We start from the raw sequence: 17,499 nt of genomic DNA on the forward strand, positions 1-17,499 counted from the left end.
GATCTGGCCACCGGAGATGATCGCCACCTCCACCCGCTCCGCCAGCCGCACCAACAGCTCGCCGATCCGCGGATCGATCGGGCTCTTCGACGGGGCCAGCGTGTCGTCGAGGTCGAACGCCACCACCTGGGCGGGCGCGGCGAACGATGCGTCAGCGGGAGGCGCGGAGGTCATCCCCTCAGCCTAGGCGGTCGCGCCGGAGAGGCCGCGGCGGTGCCGAACGGGGGAGCCGGCGGGCCGGACCGATCCGTTCTCAGGCGACGGTGTCGCCGGGCAGGAGCGCGGCGCGGAACGTCTTGAGCAGGATGACCAGGTCGCCGAGCAGGCTCCAGTTCTCGACGTACGACAGGTCGAGGCGCACGGTGTCGTCCCACGACAGCGTCGAGCGTCCGGACACCTGCCACAGTCCGGTGATTCCGGGCTTGACGAGGAAGCGGCGGTGGACGTGGTCGGCGTACTTCTCGACCTCGCGCGGCAGAGGCGGGCGAGGGCCTACGAGCGACATGCTGCCGCCGATGACGTTGAACAGCTGGGGCAGCTCGTCGAGGCTGAACCGTCGCATGATCCGACCGACCGGCGTCACGCGCGGGTCGTCGCGCATCTTGAACATGACCTCGTTGCCGTGGTCCTGCTCCTGCTGCAGGGCGGCGAGCCGGGCCTCGGCGTCCTGAACCATCGACCGGAACTTCAGCATGCGGAACTCGCGCCCGTGCAGACCGACGCGCACCTGGCGGAACAGCACGGGCCCCTTCGAGGTGAGCTTCACAAAGAGGGCCAGCACGAGCAGCAGCGGGCTCAGCAGCGTCACGAGGGCGATGCTCGCGCCGAGGTCCATCATGCGCTTCACGAAGCGCTGTCCGGCGGAGAAGCGAGGCGTCTCGACGTGGATGAGGGGCAGTCCCGCCACGGGCCGGGTATGGATGCGGGGGCCGGCGATGTCCGTGATGCTCGGCGCGAGCACGAGATGCTTCTGCCCGGCCTCGAGCGACCAGGAGATCTCCTTCACGCGCGCGGCGCCGAGCTCGTCGGTGCTCGCGATCACGACCGTGTCGGCGCCCGAGATCTGCATGGCGCGCTCGACGGTGTTGACGTTGCCGATCACCGGGATGTCGGTGCCGCGCACGGTCTCCGACGACCGGCCCGCCGGCAGGCACGCCCCGACGACTCGATAGCCGGCGCCGGGCTGACGCTTCAGCTCACGCGCGACGTGGACGACGGACCGCTCGGACCCGACGATCACCACCCGCGCGGAATACGCTCCCCGCGCGCGCTGACGGCCCAGCCAGCGCCGCCAGACCCAGCGCTCGACGAACAGCGCCAGGATGCCGACGGGGAAGGAGAGCAGCAGGTAGCCGCGGGCGACGTTGATCTGCAGCAGGAACGCGATGATGCCGATCGCGCCGAACAGCATGAAGCTGGAGTCGAAGATGCGCTTGTACTCGGTCGATCCCACGCCGATCACCCGGTCGTTGCGGGTGTCGTTCAGAGCCAGGACCAAGAGCCAGAGTGCGATCACGATGGCGGAGAAGATCGTGTAGGACGACGGCAGCAGGCCGGTCTGCCCCGGGATGCGCGCGTGCAGTCCGAGCCAGAGCAGCTGCGTGGTGAAGACGACCACCGTCAGGACGACGGCGTCGGTGATCCTCAGGCCCCTCGCATAACGAGCGCGCCAGTCGTTCGGTCCGACGGCGGTGGACCGGATGCTCGCGGTCTTGGCCGTGCTCGGCCCGGCCGTGTGCACCGCGGCCATCGCCGCGCCTTGCGCGGGATTGGAGCCGTTGTCGTCGGCGGCCTCCGGAAGGGACGCCGAACGCGCGTCGGAGTCACGCGTCAGTTCAGTCGTCAATCGGTACGCTCCTGCAGCTCGCCGGGGACTGGGGCAGTCTACTCTTCGGTCTCGCTCTGCGCCCAGGGTACGCCCGCTCCCCGGCATTCCTCGCAGGGGACACGTGCCCACCCGGCTTCAGGCGCCTCTCGGCGGCGCGCTGGTAGGTTTCGATCCGGGCCTGGTGCCCTCCCCCGCCACCGAGATCGAGAGGACGCGGCCCGTCGGGCTCCCCGAGCCCGCCCGGTGCGCAGACAGAACGCCATGTCGAGCAATCGCCCCCGCATCCTCCACGTGACGGAGTGCTATGCCGGCGGCGTCAGCCGCGCGATCGAGACCATCGTCCGGCTCACCCCGGAGGCCGAGCATCACCTGCTCTGGCGCGGCGACGAGGAGCCGGCGGACGCGTTCCCCTACGCCTCGCGGCACGATCTGCCGGAGTTCATCCCGAACGCGATCTCCCGTGTGAAGGCCGCCGTGGACGACGTCAAGCCCGACCTCGTCTACGCCCACTCGAGCTGGGCGGGCGTCTTCACCCGCGCGGTCCGGCTGCCCTCCCCGGTGGTGTACGCGCCCCACTGCTACAAGTTCGACGACGTGAGCCTCGCCGCTCCCCTGCGCGTGGCCTTCCGCCTCGCCGAGCGCGCGCTCGCCCCGCGCACGGCGCGCACCGTCGTGCTCTCGCCTCACGAGGAGGCGCTCGCGCACTCCCTGGGACGCGAGGTCGCCACTCACTACGTGCCGAACATCGCGACGCTGGAGCCGGACGAGACGCATCCCGCGACCGGCTTCGAGACCGCGCGCGACGTCATCATGATCGGGCGCCTGTCGAACCAGAAGGACCCGGCGTTCTTCGCCGACGTGGCGCGCATCGTCCGCGCACAGCGGCCCGACGTGACGTTCCGGTGGATCGGCGACGGCGAGGACGACCGCCGCGCGCTGCTCGAGGACGCCGGCGTGGAGATCACCGGGTGGGTGAACGGCGAGGCGCTCGCCGCCGAGCTGTCGCGTCCGTCCCTCTACTTCCACACCGCGATCTACGAGGGCTTCCCGCTGAGCGTGCTCGACGCGGCGGCGTTCGAGCACCCGGTGGCCGCGCGCGGCATCCCTGCGTTCGACGAGCTGGGCATCCCGCAGGCCGACAGCGCCGAGGCCGCCGCGGTGCTCGTCCTCGACATCCTCGAGGGCAACGAGGCGCTCGGCCGCGCGACGGAGGCATCGCGTCGACTGCGCGCCACGATGAACGGCGACGCGCAGCGACGCTCGCTGCAGGAGCTGTTCGCCGCGGTCTGACGTCGCGGCGAGCCGCCCGGTCAGCGCGCGGAGCAGCCCTCGCCCGACGTCTCGACGTCGGTCTCGTTCACCATCGGCGTCGAGCGCACCTCGAGCGGCCCGTACTCGCCGTCCTCGCCGACGAACGTGGCGGTGACCGTGCCCGACTCGGTCGGTGCGAGCTCGACCGTGAACCAGGCGACGGGGCGCCCCAGATCGTCGAGGTCGTGCTGCACCTCGGTCACCAGGCGTCCGTCCACGCTCACGCTGTCGACCGTCGTGCCATGCGGCCCGTAGAGGTAGACCTGCGTGCGGAACTTCTCCGCACCCCAGTGGCCGCTGCGGATGTACTGCGGCAGCACGTTCGCCTCGGCCTGCGGGATGTCGAGGTTGAGCGTCGCGCTGGTGGTGAAGCGCCGCTGTCCGTCGGCGCACGACTCGTCGACCGAGATCGCCGACTTCATGTAGTAGTCGATCTTCGACATGGACTCGTCGCGGAAGTAGACGCCGACCGCCGTCGACTCGTCGTTGTCCTCCGGGAGGATGCCCGACACGCGCAGCGGCGCGACCTGTGACTGCACCTCGTCGTTCGCGCTCCAGAACATGACGTGGCCGCCGTCGATGCCCTCGCCGATCGAGCCCGCCATCTTCATGGCGTCGAAGTCGCCGGTGGAGAGCTTGTCGAAGATGCTCACGGCGGCACTGGCGAAGAACGCGTCGACGTACTGCGCCTGCCAGTACTGGCCGTAGTCGAGGTAGATGCCGTTGAGCAGCCGGTCGACGGCCGTGTCGGCAGTGAGGTCCTCGCCGGTCTCGAGCTGCACCGGTCCCGTGGCCTCGAGCATGAAGCCGAGCGCGATCGGGTCGATCGAGATGACGCCGTCGATCTGGTCCTGCCCGATCTCGCGGTTCCAGTGCGCGATCGCGATCTCCGCCATCGTCGGGAAGTCGGGGCGGCTCGCCGAGGTGTTGATGTAAGTCAGCAGGTAGTCGCTGTAGAGCGCGAGCGCGTTGTCCGGAACCTCCACGTCCACGGGCGTGCGGTCGCGGTAGCTGTCGCTGCTCGCCTGACCGGCGATCTCGATGCTGCCGTTCTCGACGTGCAGCAGCGTCTGGGAGGCCGCCGACCCGCCGAGGCCCACCGACTCGGCGTTGTTCTGAGAGATCAGCAGGTAGTTGCGCGCGCCGTTGCCGCCGAGCAGCTCGGGCAGCAGCGGCAGCGCGTCGGCGGCGCCCGACATCACCGGGGCCACCATGTCGAGGCCGTCGCGCACCTGCGAGATGAGCGCGTCCGACTCGCGGATGTCGGCCACCTGCTCGGCGAGGTCGACGATCTCGGGCGTCGCGTCGTCGACGGCGGGCAGGATCCTGCCCAGCACGGGCTCGTCGCTCTCCGCCTCCAGGGCGTCGTAGGCGGGCACCGCGAGGCGGTTCGCGACCACGTCGAGCGACTCCGCAGCAAGGCGCACGCCCTGCAGGTTCGGGCCGGCGAAGGGGATGACCTCGGCCAGCCGCCAGATCGGGTCACCAGCGGCGTCGGCCGCCGCCCCCGCGTGCCGGCCCAGCGAGTCCAGCGACTCGCGGACGTCGGCGCCGTCCTGCAGCTCGGCGACGATGCCCTGCGCGGACTCCAGCTCGTTCTTCACGGTGATCGCGCGGAAGGCGAGCCACACGGCGGCGAGCAGCAGGAGGATGACGACCACGACGATCGTCACCGTCACGATCCGGCCGACCGGTCGACGGCGGCGGCGCTCCACCGGCGCCTCGCCCTGCGGCAGGTCGAGGATCGCCGTCGCGTCGTCCGGGGCGGCGGAGCGGCGGGATTCGGCCATCTGTCGCCTCGTCGTCGAGGCACGGCGGTCGTCAGAGGAGTCAGGCACCCCCCAACTCTAGGAGAGCGGTCCTGGGACTCCCGCTCGCAACGCCTGTGAGAGCGCCGGGGCGGCGGTCACTCCTCCTCGTCGTCCTCCGTGCGCGCGTCGGTGCCCGACCGGGTGTCGGAGCCCTCGTCGGTGCCAGTGCCCGACTCGGTGCCCGAGCCGGCGTCGTCCGCCGTGTCGTCGCCGGCTCCGGCCGTGTCGTCGCCCTCCTCGCCGATCCCGCCGCCCAGCAGCAGGATGCGGTCGATGTCGATCGAGACCGTGCCGCCGCTCGGCTCGACCTCGGTGACGTTGCCCGACAGGTCGGTGACGGTGACGGTGTCCCAGGCGGGGAAGTCGACGGTCCGCGCGTCGCCTGTCGGGTACACGACCTTCATCGTGTCGCCCGCCTCGCCGAAGGAACGGGAGCGCACGCCCTCGACCTCGTCGGTCTTGTCGTAGGCACGACCGTCCAGCTGAGCGACCAGGAGGGCCTGCACGAACGCCGCCGGCTTGGGCGGGAGCGCGGCGAGGCCGTTCTGCGCCTGCGAGAACAGGCCGAAGTTGCCCTCGTGCTCGGCGCGATCGGTCTCGTCGTTGATGAGGTCGTACCAGAAGTAGTGCTCGACCCCTGTCGCCAACGCCGTGATTTGCGCCCGCACGAGCCGGTTGCCCTGCTCCTCCAGCGAGACGTCGCCGGTCTTGGTCGTCCAGCCCAGCTCGGTGATCCAGATGGGCTTGGCACCGCCGTTGGCGTCCATGCTCGCCCGGGCGTCGCGCATGACGCCCGCCAGGTTCTCCGGGGTGTTGTACACCTGGTACGGGTGGAAGCTCATGGCGTCCACGTACTGCAGCCCGCCGCCCTGCCACAGCTGATCGAAAAAGGCCGCCTCATAGTTGCCCGTCACGCCGCCGATCACCGGGAGGTCGGGGGCGACCTCCTTGACCGGCCCGTAGACCGACTGGATGAGCGGCAGGTAGCACGATCCGGTGCGGCACCCCCTATTGAACGTCTCGATGTTGAACTCGTTGAAGACCTCGAGGCCGATCAGATCGAAGTTCTGCGCGACGGCGGCCGCGTAGCGGCCGTACGCGGCGAGCGCCTCCTGCGTCCTCGGCACCTGCTCGTCGCCGTAGACCGGGTTGCCCCAGCCGACGATCCCCAGCACACCGACACCCCTTACGGCCGACTGGGCCGCTGCGCGCGGGTACGTCTCGCCCCAGTTATAGACGCCGCTCTGCTTCTCCACGTTCTTCCAGGTGAAGTTGAAGCGCAGCGACCCCATGCCGAGCGAGGACGCCGCCGACACCGCGTCGAGGTTGATCGCCTTCGTCGGGTGGATGTGCGCGCCGATCCGGTCGTCTCCGGCGAGGAAGGCGTCGGGCATCCGCACGATGCCCACGGGGGCGTTCACCACGGCCCCGTTCGCATCGGTGACGCTGACGGTGTAGTACCCCTGGCCGAGACCCTCGAGCGGGATCGGCGACACGCGATCGCCGATCGTCGCCGTGCCTCGGGCCGCCTCCGACCCGTCGAGCCGGGTGGCGACCCAGTTGGCCTCACCGGGCGCGACAGCGGCGGCGAGCGTCGCCATCTGCTCGTTCAGGATGAGGGAGTCGTTCGTGATGCCCCATTCGCTCGAGACGTCCTCGAACGAGCTGTTCGGCACGACGTTCTCGCCGCCCTCGGCGGTCATCGAGATGTTGTCGATGCCGAAGCCGCGCACGGCGTCCGTGACGGTGAGCTTCAGATCGATGCCCGTCTGGCCCGCGCCGGTCGTGACCGTCTCCTCGATGGTCCACCACTCGCTGCCGAGGTCGGGCATCGGCACGACGGTGTCGCCGGCGGCGAGCTCCACCGGCACCTCCGAGACCTCCTCGTCGAGCAGGCGCACATCGAAAGTGAGCGTGTACTCGGTCTCGGGCTCGACCGTGAGCGGCGTGTAGGCCGCCACCGTCGGCTCGCCCACGGCCGGCGCGTCGATCACGAGGGACGTCTGACCGTCGGAGGCGCCGCCGACCTGTGGGCGCACGCCGCCCAGCTCGGTGTCCCCCGCCACGTTCCACGACGCGATCTCGCCGCGTGCGACGGCGGCGCGCGGAAGCTCGCCACCCTCGGGCTCCGGCGTCGGTGTCGGCGTCGGAGTCGGGCTCGCAGAGGAGGCGCTGGGGGTAGGTGTCTCCGCCACCGGCGGGGCCGGCTCCTCGCCGCTGTTGAGGGCGATCGCCACGGCCGTGCCACCGCCGATCACGAGCAGCGCGACGCACACGCTCGCGATCACGGCCCGCCTGCGCGTCCACCACGCGCGCGTGAACGGCGCCTTCCACCACTTCCGATCGTCAGACATCCCCACCCCGTATCCGGCAGTCATCAGGTCGCGCACTGCGCGAGGCCATCGTAGGCGACGCGCCTCCGCGAGCGATGGACCGCGACATGACTGATGAAAGATGTCCGGGAGCAGCCATGCGAGGATGGACCGACCGCCGACCCCGAAGGGCCCCCGTGGACGACACGTCACCGCCGAGCGCGAATCGACGCGTACCGCCCCAGAGCCTGCGAGCCCTGTTCGTGCCGCGGGCCTGGCTGCTGTACTGGTCGCTCGGCGCCGGCTTCGTCGTGGGGCTCGTCATCACCGTGCTGCACGATGACCTGCTCCCGGCGCAGTACGAGCTCGACGCGCTGAAGATCTGGAGCATCGCACGCGGTGACCGCCCGAAGTTCAGCGATGGGTCCTTCACCCCCGTCGCGATGGTGTACCGCGCGCTCGGGATGGGCGATGCGCCGCTCGCGGCCGCGTTGTTCGGTTATCTCGCCGCGACGGCCGTCATCGTCTTCGCAGCGCTGCGGTTCGGCCGGCACGGCCTCACGCCCGCCCTCGCGATCTACACGCTCGGCGCGTTCGCGCTCGCGGGCATCTACCTGGGGCAGTACTCGAAGGACGTGTTCGTCCTTCCCGTGATCGCCCTGCTCCTACTGCCGCGCCGCGCTCTGTGGGATGCGGCGCCCATCGCCGCCATGCTGGCGTACGCCCTCTGGTTCCGCGACTACTGGGCGATCGTCGCGGCGGGCTACTGCGCCTACCGTCTGATCACGATCCCACAGGTGCGCGTGCGGTACCTGCTCGCGCTCGGGTCGATCGCCGCCGTCTGCGTCAGCGCCGCCATCTTCGCGGTCATCGGCTATGCGCCGAACCACTACCGCACGAGCGTGCAGGGCGGCCTCGAGGCCAACACGCTGATCGTGCCCCTGGACCCGCTGCCGCAACCCTGGGGCGGCCTCCTGGACGTGTTCGCGAACTACTGGCTGATCCTGGTGCCGCTCACCCTGCCCTTCCTCGCCGGCGTCCTGTACACCGCCGCGCTCGCCGGGCTGGCGTTTATGCGCTTCACGCCGCTCGTCGCGGCGGGGTCGTACCGGCACTGGCCGGTCGTGCGCACGCTCGAGGGCGTCCTGCTGCGGCGAAGCCTCGCGCTCCTGCTCGCGTTCGCCGTCGTGCAGGCGCTGTTCGAGCCCGACTACGGCTCGGTGCTGCGGCACCTCACCCCGCTGCTGCCGCTCGGCCTGGTCGCGGCGCGGGCGATGCGCCAGGCTCCCGCCGCCGAGTGGGGGCTGCGCACCTGGAGCTGGTCGGTGCCTCCGGCACGGACCGCACCCTGAGGCGGACGCCTCAGCCGACCCGCTTGTACTCGTGGATGCGGTGGCCCAGCAGGCCCGAGAGCTTGCCCAGGGGGATGTAGACGCGACGCAGCGAACGGGCGTGACGGCCACGGCGCAGCACCGCGTCGAGGGCCGTCTGCGTCGCGCCGACGCCGAGCGTCGCGACCGCGCGCAGCACGAACAGCGCCAGCGGATCGCCGTGCTTGCGCCTGACCCGCGCCTCGACGATCCCGTTGCGGAGATAGCGCTGACGCAGCCACTGCCACGAGAGCCGCGACGAGGGCACGTCCTCTGACACGACGGCCTCCGCGCAGTACAGGATGCGGGCGCCGGCCTTGCGGACGCCCCAGAAGAGGTCCCAGTCGGAGCCGCCGGTGCTCGAGAACGCGGTGTCGAACCGCGGGGAGCCCGCCCGCACCCACGCCTCGCGCGTGAGGAGCGTGTTGTTGGTCGCCGCGCTCGGCAGCTCCGTGCCGGTCTGCTCCACCCGCCGCTGGTAGAACCCGCCGCGGGGGATCCACTCCGGGGTGGCGTCCGGGAGGACGGTGATGACGGGCCCCTGCACGACGCCGGCGCCGGACTCGCGGGCGTAGGCGGTGAGGGTCTCGTACCAGGCGGGCTCCACCCACTCGTCGTCGTCGACGAAGATCACCGCCGCGTGCGCGTCGGTGAAGCTCTCGAGCCCGCGGTTGCGGGCGCTCGCGATGCCGGGCTCGGTCTCGACCACGTAGGCCGGCGCGAGCGGATGCGCCTCGACGGCAGCCCGCGCCGACTCGTCGGCGTCGTTGTCGACCACCACGATGTCGGCGGCGGCGTCGACGCTGCCGCGAAGGCTGTCGAGCAGCCGGACGAGGTCGTCCGGACGCCGGTAGGTGGCGATCGCGATGAGGTGGCGGCGGGGCGCGTCGGGGGTCGTCACCCGCGCCATCCTATGCCGCGCCGTCCGGCGACTCCTCACCGTGAATCGCTCGCCGCGCTGGTCTTCTCGTCCCCCGGCTCCGCCACGTCCGCCTCACCCATGACTACGGTTGCCGAAGCGTGGGAGTCAGGCGCAGCGCGAGGCGGTCACCGACGACGCCCTCCCGCACGGACCTGCCCGCTCAGGGCGCGCACCGCCGCGGCCAGCTGAGGCCCGGCCGCGGTCCACCGGAACCGCGGAGAGACGTCGGCGGCACGCGCCGCGAGGCGCTCTCGCAACGCCGGCTCGGCGACCACGCGCGCGACCTCGCGCGCCAGGTCCTCCGGGTCGTCGACATCGGCCAGCAGCCCGTAGCCGTCCTGCAGCATCGCGGCCTGCGCGGGGATGTCGGTCGCCACGACCGGCACGCCCGCGGCGACGCTCTCGAGGATCTTGAACGGCGTGGTCGTCTTCGCCATAGAGCCGGTGTTCGCCTTGGGGCACAGCGTGACGACGGCGCCGGCGACATACCCGGCGAGCTGAGCGGGCGGCAGGGCCCCGAGCCAGTGCAGGGTGTCGCTCTGCGCGCTCTCGACAGCTTCGGCCCTCGCGCCGTCGCCGATCACCAGCAGGTCGATGTCCTTCGGCCAGGCGACGGTGCGCTGGGCCTCCAGCATGTAGTCCACACCCTGCCAGGGCGCGAGCCCCCCGAAGAACAGCACGTAGGGGCGGTCGCGCTCCACCGGCGCGGCGTCGAAGAACACGTCGGACACGCCGCTGGGCATCACCTCGAGGGGCACGTCCGCGGCTCCGGCCCGCGCGCGCTCCTCGCGCACCCAGTCCTCGAGTCCCGCGTTGACGACGAGGACGCTGTCGCCCGCGACGAGGCTCTTCGTCATGAGGGCGCGGATGCCCGGCACACGGTGCAGCCACGGGTTCGTCTCGTACGCCGACGCGTCGTTGCCCTGCACCAGCAGAAGGACGCGACCGCCCCTGCGCCGCCACGCGGGCGCGACGAAGGCGAGGAACGGGTGCCAACGTGTGACGAGCACCCCGTCGTGCGCCGCACCGCGCGCTCGCAGCACGAGCCGCAGCAGCCGCGAGGCCTTCCCCACGAGGCCGCCGCCGGCCTGCTCCGAGTTGATCAGCCGGCGCACGGGGATGCCGGCCGCGTCGAGACGCACGCGCGTGCCGTCCATGTGGGTGCGCGCGGCCGACCCGACGGGCGTCGGCTCCATCCACAGCATCGTCACGGGGGCGAGGGCGCCCGTCGTCGCAGCGGGGGTGTCGGTCACGGTGAGAGCCTCCAGAGGGGCGGAGATGTCCGGCAGCCGGTTGCTCCGCCGCGGCGGGCGTCTGTCAGCGCCGCCCGCCTGGTGATGTCGGTCACTTCATCCTAGTTGCGCGAGAGGCGCGCCTCCCCGGGGCGGTGCCCGTCCGGCACCGCCCCGGGCGACCGATAGAGTCTCTCGGGTGAGCGCAGGGTTCCGTCCGGAGATCCAGGCACTGCGCGCCGTCGCCGTCCTCCTCGTGGTCCTGTTCCACCTGTGGCCCGATCAGCTGACCGGCGGATACATCGGCGTGGACGTCTTCTTCGTGATCTCCGGGTACCTCATCACGTCGCACCTCTGGAAGGAGCTGCGGGACTCGGGGCGGGTGCGGCTCGGCCGCTTCTACGCGCGGCGGATCCGCCGCCTGCTGCCCGCCGCGTTCCTGGTCCTCCTCGTCGCGCTCGCCGGCGTCCTCCTGCTCGTGCCGCGCGGCGAGTGGGCCGTGATGCTCCGTGACATCTGGGCGTCGGCCGTCTACAGCGTCAACTGGGTGCTGGCGGCGTCCGCCGTGGACTACTTCGCGGCCGAGGACGCCGCGAGCCCCGTGCAGCACTACTGGTCTCTCTCCGTCGAGGAGCAGTTCTACCTCGTCTGGCCGCTGGTGCTCATGCTCGCCTGGCTCGCCCGACGCCGCTGGGTCCTCCTCGCCACCCTCGGCATCGTCCTCGCCGGAAGCCTCGCCTACTCCGTCGTCGGCGCCTACCAGTTCCAGTCCTTCGCCTACTTCGCCACCCCCGCCCACGCCTGGGAGTTCGCCCTCGGAGGCGTGGCCGCGCTCGCGCTGCCTCGTCTAAACCTGCGCGACGGCTGGTGGCTCACGGCGGCCTCCTGGACCGGCTGGGGAGCGATCGTCGGCGCCGCCCTGCTCTTCGACGCCGCCTCGCCCTTCCCCGGATGGATCGCGCTGCTCCCGGTCACGGGCGCTCTCCTGGTCATCGTGGCAGGGACGCCCCGCTCGCCCTGGTCGCCGTCCGACATCGTCGTCTGGCGGCCGGTCCAGTTCGTGGGCGACATCTCCTACTCCCTGTATCTCTGGCACTGGCTCCCGATCGTCCTCCTGCCGTACGCGTTCGAGGCGTGGCTCGGCAGGGATTACCTGACCGTTCGCGAGAAGCTCGTGGTGCTCGTCGCCTGCGTGCTCCTCGCCTGGGGCACGAAGGTGCTCGTCGAGGATCCGGTACGAGGCTCGACGCGGTGGCGACTGCCACGACGCACCTTCATCGCGGCCGCCGCGGCGACCGCCGTCACCGTCGCGGCCGCCGTCACACCGGTGATCCTGCTGGAGCGGGACGGGGCTGCGCAGGCGCACCGCCTCGACGCCCTCGTCGCCGAGGCGATCAGCGAGGACGGGGAGTCCTGCGTCGGCGCTCTGTCGATCGACGTCGAGGCGCCGTGCCCCGACACGCATCTGATCGCCGAGAGCGACGCGATCGCGTACGCCGCGAAGGACACCGAGCACGCCTGGCGTGCCCGCCAGGCGGAGGCCGATCCGTGGTTCGAGCCCGACTGCGCGACGTCGTCGAGCGGCAACCCCGTGTGCCGCTACGGCTCGGCGGAGGCCGACGTGAGGGTGGCGCTCGTCGGCGACTCCCACGCCGGGCACCTGACCCCCGCGTTGCTCTCGATCGCGCACGCCCACGGCTGGGCCGTCGACGTGTGGCGGGTCACCGAGTGCACCCCGGCGGTCCAGACGTACGACGCCGACGAGCCCGACGCGCGCGCCGACTGCCAGGAGTGGAAGCGGACGATCTTCGACGATGTCGCCGCCTCGGACGCGGACACGGTCGTGACGTCGTCGTTCACCGGCCGCTACACGCGATGGCTGAGGAAGAGCCCCGGGAGCGTGCGCGCGATCGAGACCGGGTTCGTCGAGGCGTGGCAGGTCTGGCGCGACGCCGGCAAGAGCGTGCTGGCCGTGTCGGACACGCCGTACTGGCGCGAGAACGTCCCCCGCTGCATCACCGCCGCTCTCGATCCGCAGCGGGATCCGTGCACGGTCGAACCCGCCGCGGTGACGTTCGACGACCCGCTGCTCGCCGCCGTCGAGACGTCGGCGGACCCCGACATCGTCGGCATCGACCTCAGCGACGTCTTCTGCGACGAGAGCCTCTGCCATCCGGTGGTCGGAGGCCTCGTCTCGACGCGCGACACGACTCATATGACGGCGTCGTTCGCGACGACGCTGGCGCCGAGGATCGAAGAGGCGCTGATGCCGCTGGTGCGGCCGTAGCGGCGCCCGCGTCGGCTAGCGCGTCATCGGGAGCTTGAGGGTCGGCGCCTCGCCACGGGGGCCGGTCCAGAACCCCGGCTCGAGGATCTGCGTCGCCAGGTCGGGCGGCTCCGGCTCGTGCCGCCGGCGCAGCTCCTCCCGCGCCCGCACGTACGCCGCGTTGCGCTCCCAGATCTCCCGCTCGATCACCGTCTGATCGCGCTTGTAGATCAGCGCGCGCATCGTCATCGCGAGCAGCAGTCCCAGATATCCGCCGATGGTGTTGGCGGCGACGTCGGACAGCGTCGAGAACCGGCTCTCGAGCGCCAGCCCCTGGGTGACCTCGATGAAACCGGCGAAGCCCGGCAGCAGGATCGCCGCGACCCACCAGCCGCGACGTGGCAGCGCCAGGCCGAGCAGGAACCCCAGCGGCACGAACATGCCGATGTTCGCCGTGAACTCCAGTGCCGAGAAGTCGAAGCGCTCCGGCACGCCGAAGCGGTGCAGCACCCGCAGCACCCGATCCGCGATGCCCCCGAAATCCAGCTGGCTCGGGTTCGGCCACATCGTCACGAGCAGCACGAACGCGGTGTAGACGGCCAGCAGCAGCGTCGCGATCCACAGCCGCGCATGACTGCGGGGCGGGGGCGGGCCCAGGGTGATGTCGCTCATCGTGCTCCTCCGATCGTCGCGGTCGGCCTCTCGCACGACGGCGGGCGAGTCATCGAATGCTACGGCCAGATCCCGAGAGAACTCGCCGAGCGGACGTCGACGCGCGCAGACCGCCACGCGTCGGCCCGCCGCATACGCAGAAGAGAGGGCCGGGACTCTCGTCCCGACCCTCTCCGAGCAATCAGCTGATTACTTGACGATCTTCGTCACCGTGCCGGCGCCGACGGTGCGGCCACCCTCACGGATCGCGAAGCCGAGGCCCTCCTCCATGGCGATGGGCTGGATCAGCGCCACCGACATGTCCGTGGTGTCGCCGGGCATAACCATCTCGGTGCCCTCGGGCAGCGAGATGACGCCGGTGACGTCCGTGGTGCGGAAGTAGAACTGCGGGCGGTAGTTCGTGTAGAAGGGGTTGTGACGGCCACCCTCGTCCTTCGACAGGATGTACGCCGTGCCCTCGAAGTCGGTGTGCGGCGTGACCGAACCCGGCTTCACGACGACCTGGCCGCGCTCGACGTCCTCGCGCTTGAGACCGCGGAGCAGCAGACCACAGTTCTCGCCGGCCCAGGCCTCATCGAGCTGCTTGTGGAACATCTCGATGCCCGTGACGGTCGTCTTCTGCGTGGCGCGGATGCCGACGATCTCGACCTCGGAGTTGATCGCGAGCGTGCCGCGCTCGGCGCGACCCGTCACGACGGTGCCACGACCGGTGATCGTGAAGACGTCCTCGATGGGCATGAGGAACGGCTTGTCCTTGTCACGCACCGGGTCGGGGATGCTCTCGTCGACGGCGTCCATCAGGTCGAGGATGGACTGCGTCCACTTCTCGTCGCCCTCGAGCGCCTTCAGGCCCGAGACGCGCACGACAGGAGCGTCCTCGGCGAAGCCCTGCGAGGCGAGGAGCTCGGAGACCTCGAGCTCGACGAGCTCCAGGATCTCCTCGTCGTCGACCATGTCGGCCTTGTTCAGCGCGACCAGCAGGTAGGGGACGCCGACCTGCTTGGCGAGCAGCACGTGCTCGCGCGTCTGGGCCATCGGGCCGTCGGTCGCCGCGACCACGAGGATCGCGCCGTCCATCTGCGCGGCACCCGTGATCATGTTCTTGATGTAGTCGGCGTGACCCGGGGCGTCGACGTGAGCGTAGTGGCGCTTCGGCGTCTCGTACTCGACGTGCGAGATGTTGATCGTGATGCCGCGCTGGCGCTCCTCGGGAGCCGAGTCGATCGACGAGAAGTCACGCTGCACGTTGGTGTCGGACGGGTACTTGTCGGCGAGCACCTTCGAGATCGCCGCGGTGAGCGTCGTCTTGCCGTGGTCCACGTGACCGATCGTTCCGATGTTCACGTGCGGCTTGGTGCGCTCGAACTTGGCCTTAGCCACTGGGTCCTCCTCAGGACGGTCATGGATCATCTCCGGGCGCTGGATTGCGACCGGTTCTGTCCGGGGATGGTTCTCAGTCTAGTAGAGAGAGTCTGTGTGAAGTTAGTTCCCGGGTGCCGCCGGGCGGCACCCGCCGTTTGCCGTCCGAGGTCCGCGCACGGCCCCGGGGGTCTGACGGGAGGGACCGCTCGCGCGAGCCCTCGGTCGTGGGAGCGGGTGGGGCCGCTCGAGCGGCCCCACCCGGATCCCGTCAGAGCAGGGCGATTACTCGCCCTTGCCCTTCTGGGTGATCTCCTCGGCGACGGCCTTCGGGACCTCGGCGTAGCTGTCGAACTCCATGGAGTAGACAGCGCGGCCCGAGGTCTTCGAACGCAGGTCGCCGATGTAGCCGAACATGCTGGAGAGCGGGACGAGGGCCTTGATGACCTTCACGCCCTGGGCGTCCTCCATCGACTGCATCTGGCCACGACGCGAGTTCAGGTCGCCGATGACGTCGCCCATGTACTCCTCGGGAGTACGGACCTCGACCGCCATGAGCGGCTCGAGGATGACGGGGTTCGCCTTGCGGATGGCCTCCTTGAAGCCCATCGAGCCGGCGATCTTGAACGCCATCTCCGACGAGTCGACGTCGTGCGACGCACCGTCGAGCAGGATCGCCTTGACGCCGACCATCGGGTAGCCCGCGACGACACCCACGTTCATCGCGTCCTGGAAGCCCTGGTTCGTCGGCTCGATGTACTCGCGCGGGATGCGGCCACCGGTGACCTTGTTCTCGAACTCGTACGTCTTGTCGGCCGTGACCTCGAGGGGCTCGATCGCGAACTGGATCTTCGCGAACTGACCCGAGCCACCGGTCTGCTTCTTGTGCGTGTAGTCGTGACGCTCGACGGTCTTGCGGATCGTCTCGCGGTACGCCACCTGCGGCTTGCCGACGTTCGCCTCGACGCGGAACTCGCGCTTCATGCGGTCCACGAGGATGTCGAGGTGCAGCTCGCCCATGCCCTTGATGACCGTCTGGCCCGTCTCGGCGTTGTTCTCGACGCGGAACGTCGGGTCCTCTTCGGCGAGCTTCTGGATCGCGAGACCCAGCTTCTCCTGGTCGGCCTTCGTCTTGGGCTCGATGGCGACCTCGATGACCGGCTCGGGGAAGGTCATCGACTCGAGCACGACCTGGTTGGCCGCATCCGAGAGCGTGTCGCCCGTCGTCGTGTCCTTGAGGCCGATGACCGCGTAGATGTGACCGGCGGTGACCGAGTCGACCGGGTTCTCCTTGTTGGCGTGCATCTGGAAGATCTTCCCGATGCGCTCCTTCTTGCCCTTGGTCGAGTTGATGACCTGCTCGCCCGAGTTCAGGTGGCCCGAGTAGACGCGGATGTACGTCAGACGACCGAAGAAGGGGTGCGTGACGACCTTGAACGCGAGCGCCGTGAAGGGCTCGTCGCGGTCGGCGTGACGCAGGATGACCGTCTCTTCGTTCTTCGGGTCGTGCGCCTCGATGGCCGGCACGTCGAGCGGGGCCGGCAGGTAGTCGACCACCGCGTCCAGCATCGGCTGCACGCCGCGGTTCTTGAACGCCGAGCCGCAGAGCACGGGGTAGACCTCGCTGGCGATGGTGAGCTTGCGGATGCCGGCCTTGATCTCGGCGACCGTCAGCTCCTCGCCCGCGAAGTACTTCTCGAGCAGCGCGTCGTCCGTCTCCGCGACGGTCTCGAGCAGCTTCTCGCGGTACTCCGCGGCGCGGTCGGCCAGGTCGGCCGGGATCTCGGTGATCTCGTACTTGGCGCCCATGGTCACGTCGCCCTTGGCGTCGCCGGGCCAGACCAGCGCGCGCATCTCGACCAGGTCGACGACGCCCACGAAGTCGCTCTCCGCGCCGATCGGCAGCTGGATCACGAGCGGCTTGGCCTTGAGGCGGTTCACGATGGTGTCGACCGTGAAGTAGAAGTCCGCGCCGAGCTTGTCCATCTTGTTGACGAAGCAGATGCGCGGGACGTTGTACTTGTCGGCCTGGCGCCACACGGTCTCCGACTGGGGCTCCACGCCCTCCTTGCCGTCGAAAACCGCGACGGCGCCGTCGAGCACGCGGAGCGAGCGCTCCACCTCGACGGTGAAGTCGACGTGACCGGGCGTGTCGATGATGTTGATCTGGTTGTTGTCCCAGAAGCACGTCACAGCAGCGGACGTGATCGTGATGCCACGCTCCTGCTCCTGCTCCATCCAGTCGGTCGTCGCGCCGCCGTCGTGCGTCTCGCCGATCTTGTGGTTGACACCCGTGTAGAACAGGATGCGCTCGGTCGTCGTGGTCTTACCGGCATCGATGTGCGCCATGATGCCGATGTTGCGGACCTTCTTGAGGTCGGTGAGCACTTCCTGTGCCACTTGCGGTTCCTAACGT

General features: G+C 70.2%; 11 protein-coding genes and 1 pseudogene. 3 read left to right on the top strand and 9 right to left on the bottom strand.

The window, feature by feature from the left end; genetic code table 11:
- Positions 1–174, bottom strand: a pseudogene (locus K5S26_RS18855) (HAD family hydrolase); the annotation flags it as partial.
- Between the two features lie 79 nt (positions 175–253).
- Positions 254–1,750, bottom strand: a complete 1,497-nt coding sequence (locus tag K5S26_RS16730; RefSeq protein WP_221860407.1) for a sugar transferase — start codon at positions 1,748–1,750, stop codon at positions 254–256.
- Positions 1,751–2,089: 339 nt separating this feature from the next.
- Between K5S26_RS16730 and K5S26_RS16735 the strand changes: the two genes are divergently transcribed.
- Positions 2,090–3,118, top strand: coding sequence for a glycosyltransferase (locus tag K5S26_RS16735; protein WP_221860314.1), 1,029 nt, complete (start codon positions 2,090–2,092; stop codon positions 3,116–3,118).
- A gap of 20 nt (positions 3,119–3,138) precedes the next feature.
- Here K5S26_RS16735 and K5S26_RS16740 read toward each other — a convergent pair whose 3' ends face one another.
- Both K5S26_RS16740 and K5S26_RS16745 read right to left on the bottom strand, forming a co-directional pair.
- A complete protein-coding gene (locus K5S26_RS16740) occupies positions 3,139–4,929 on the bottom strand; it encodes a DUF4012 domain-containing protein (RefSeq protein ID WP_221860316.1) in 1,791 nt (596 codons plus the stop codon).
- 116 nt (positions 4,930–5,045) lie between these two features.
- The gene (locus tag K5S26_RS16745) at positions 5,046–7,304 is read right to left on the bottom strand and encodes a glycosyl hydrolase (RefSeq protein ID WP_221860319.1); all 2,259 of its coding nucleotides are present in this window, start codon (positions 7,302–7,304) and stop codon (positions 5,046–5,048) included.
- Positions 7,305–7,459: 155 nt separating this feature from the next.
- On the opposite strand from K5S26_RS16745, the gene K5S26_RS16750 reads away from it, so the two are divergent.
- Positions 7,460–8,614, top strand: a complete 1,155-nt coding sequence (locus tag K5S26_RS16750) for a hypothetical protein (protein ID WP_221860321.1) — start codon at positions 7,460–7,462, stop codon at positions 8,612–8,614.
- 10 nt (positions 8,615–8,624) lie between these two features.
- Here the strand turns inward: K5S26_RS16750 and K5S26_RS16755 are convergent, their stop codons facing one another.
- The gene (locus tag K5S26_RS16755; protein ID WP_221860323.1) at positions 8,625–9,533 is read right to left on the bottom strand and encodes a glycosyltransferase family 2 protein; all 909 of its coding nucleotides are present in this window, start codon (positions 9,531–9,533) and stop codon (positions 8,625–8,627) included.
- 146 nt (positions 9,534–9,679) lie between these two features.
- Positions 9,680–10,807, bottom strand: coding sequence for a glycosyltransferase family 4 protein (locus K5S26_RS19255; protein WP_221860325.1), 1,128 nt, complete (start codon positions 10,805–10,807; stop codon positions 9,680–9,682).
- 178 nt (positions 10,808–10,985) lie between these two features.
- On the opposite strand from K5S26_RS19255, the gene K5S26_RS19260 reads away from it, so the two are divergent.
- The gene (locus K5S26_RS19260) at positions 10,986–13,073 is read left to right on the top strand and encodes an acyltransferase family protein (protein WP_221860326.1); all 2,088 of its coding nucleotides are present in this window, start codon (positions 10,986–10,988) and stop codon (positions 13,071–13,073) included.
- A 15-nt stretch (positions 13,074–13,088) separates the two neighbouring features.
- Here K5S26_RS19260 and K5S26_RS16770 read toward each other — a convergent pair whose 3' ends face one another.
- The 3 genes from K5S26_RS16770 to fusA all read right to left on the bottom strand — a co-directional run bounded on the left by K5S26_RS16770 (position 13,089) and on the right by fusA (position 17,483).
- Entirely contained in the window at positions 13,089–13,724 is a 636-nt protein-coding gene (locus tag K5S26_RS16770) for a VanZ family protein (RefSeq protein WP_221860328.1), read from the bottom strand.
- Between the two features lie 189 nt (positions 13,725–13,913).
- Positions 13,914–15,104, bottom strand: a complete 1,191-nt coding sequence (gene tuf / locus K5S26_RS16775; RefSeq protein ID WP_221860330.1) for an elongation factor Tu — start codon at positions 15,102–15,104, stop codon at positions 13,914–13,916.
- Positions 15,105–15,368: 264 nt separating this feature from the next.
- Positions 15,369–17,483, bottom strand: coding sequence for an elongation factor G (fusA, locus tag K5S26_RS16780; RefSeq protein WP_308123043.1), 2,115 nt, complete (start codon positions 17,481–17,483; stop codon positions 15,369–15,371).
- Positions 17,484–17,499 lie beyond the last annotated feature (16 nt).

It is taken from the genome of Microbacterium marinilacus (genome assembly GCF_019753765.1).
Taxonomy (GTDB): Bacteria; Actinomycetota; Actinomycetes; order Actinomycetales; family Microbacteriaceae; genus Microbacterium; species Microbacterium marinilacus.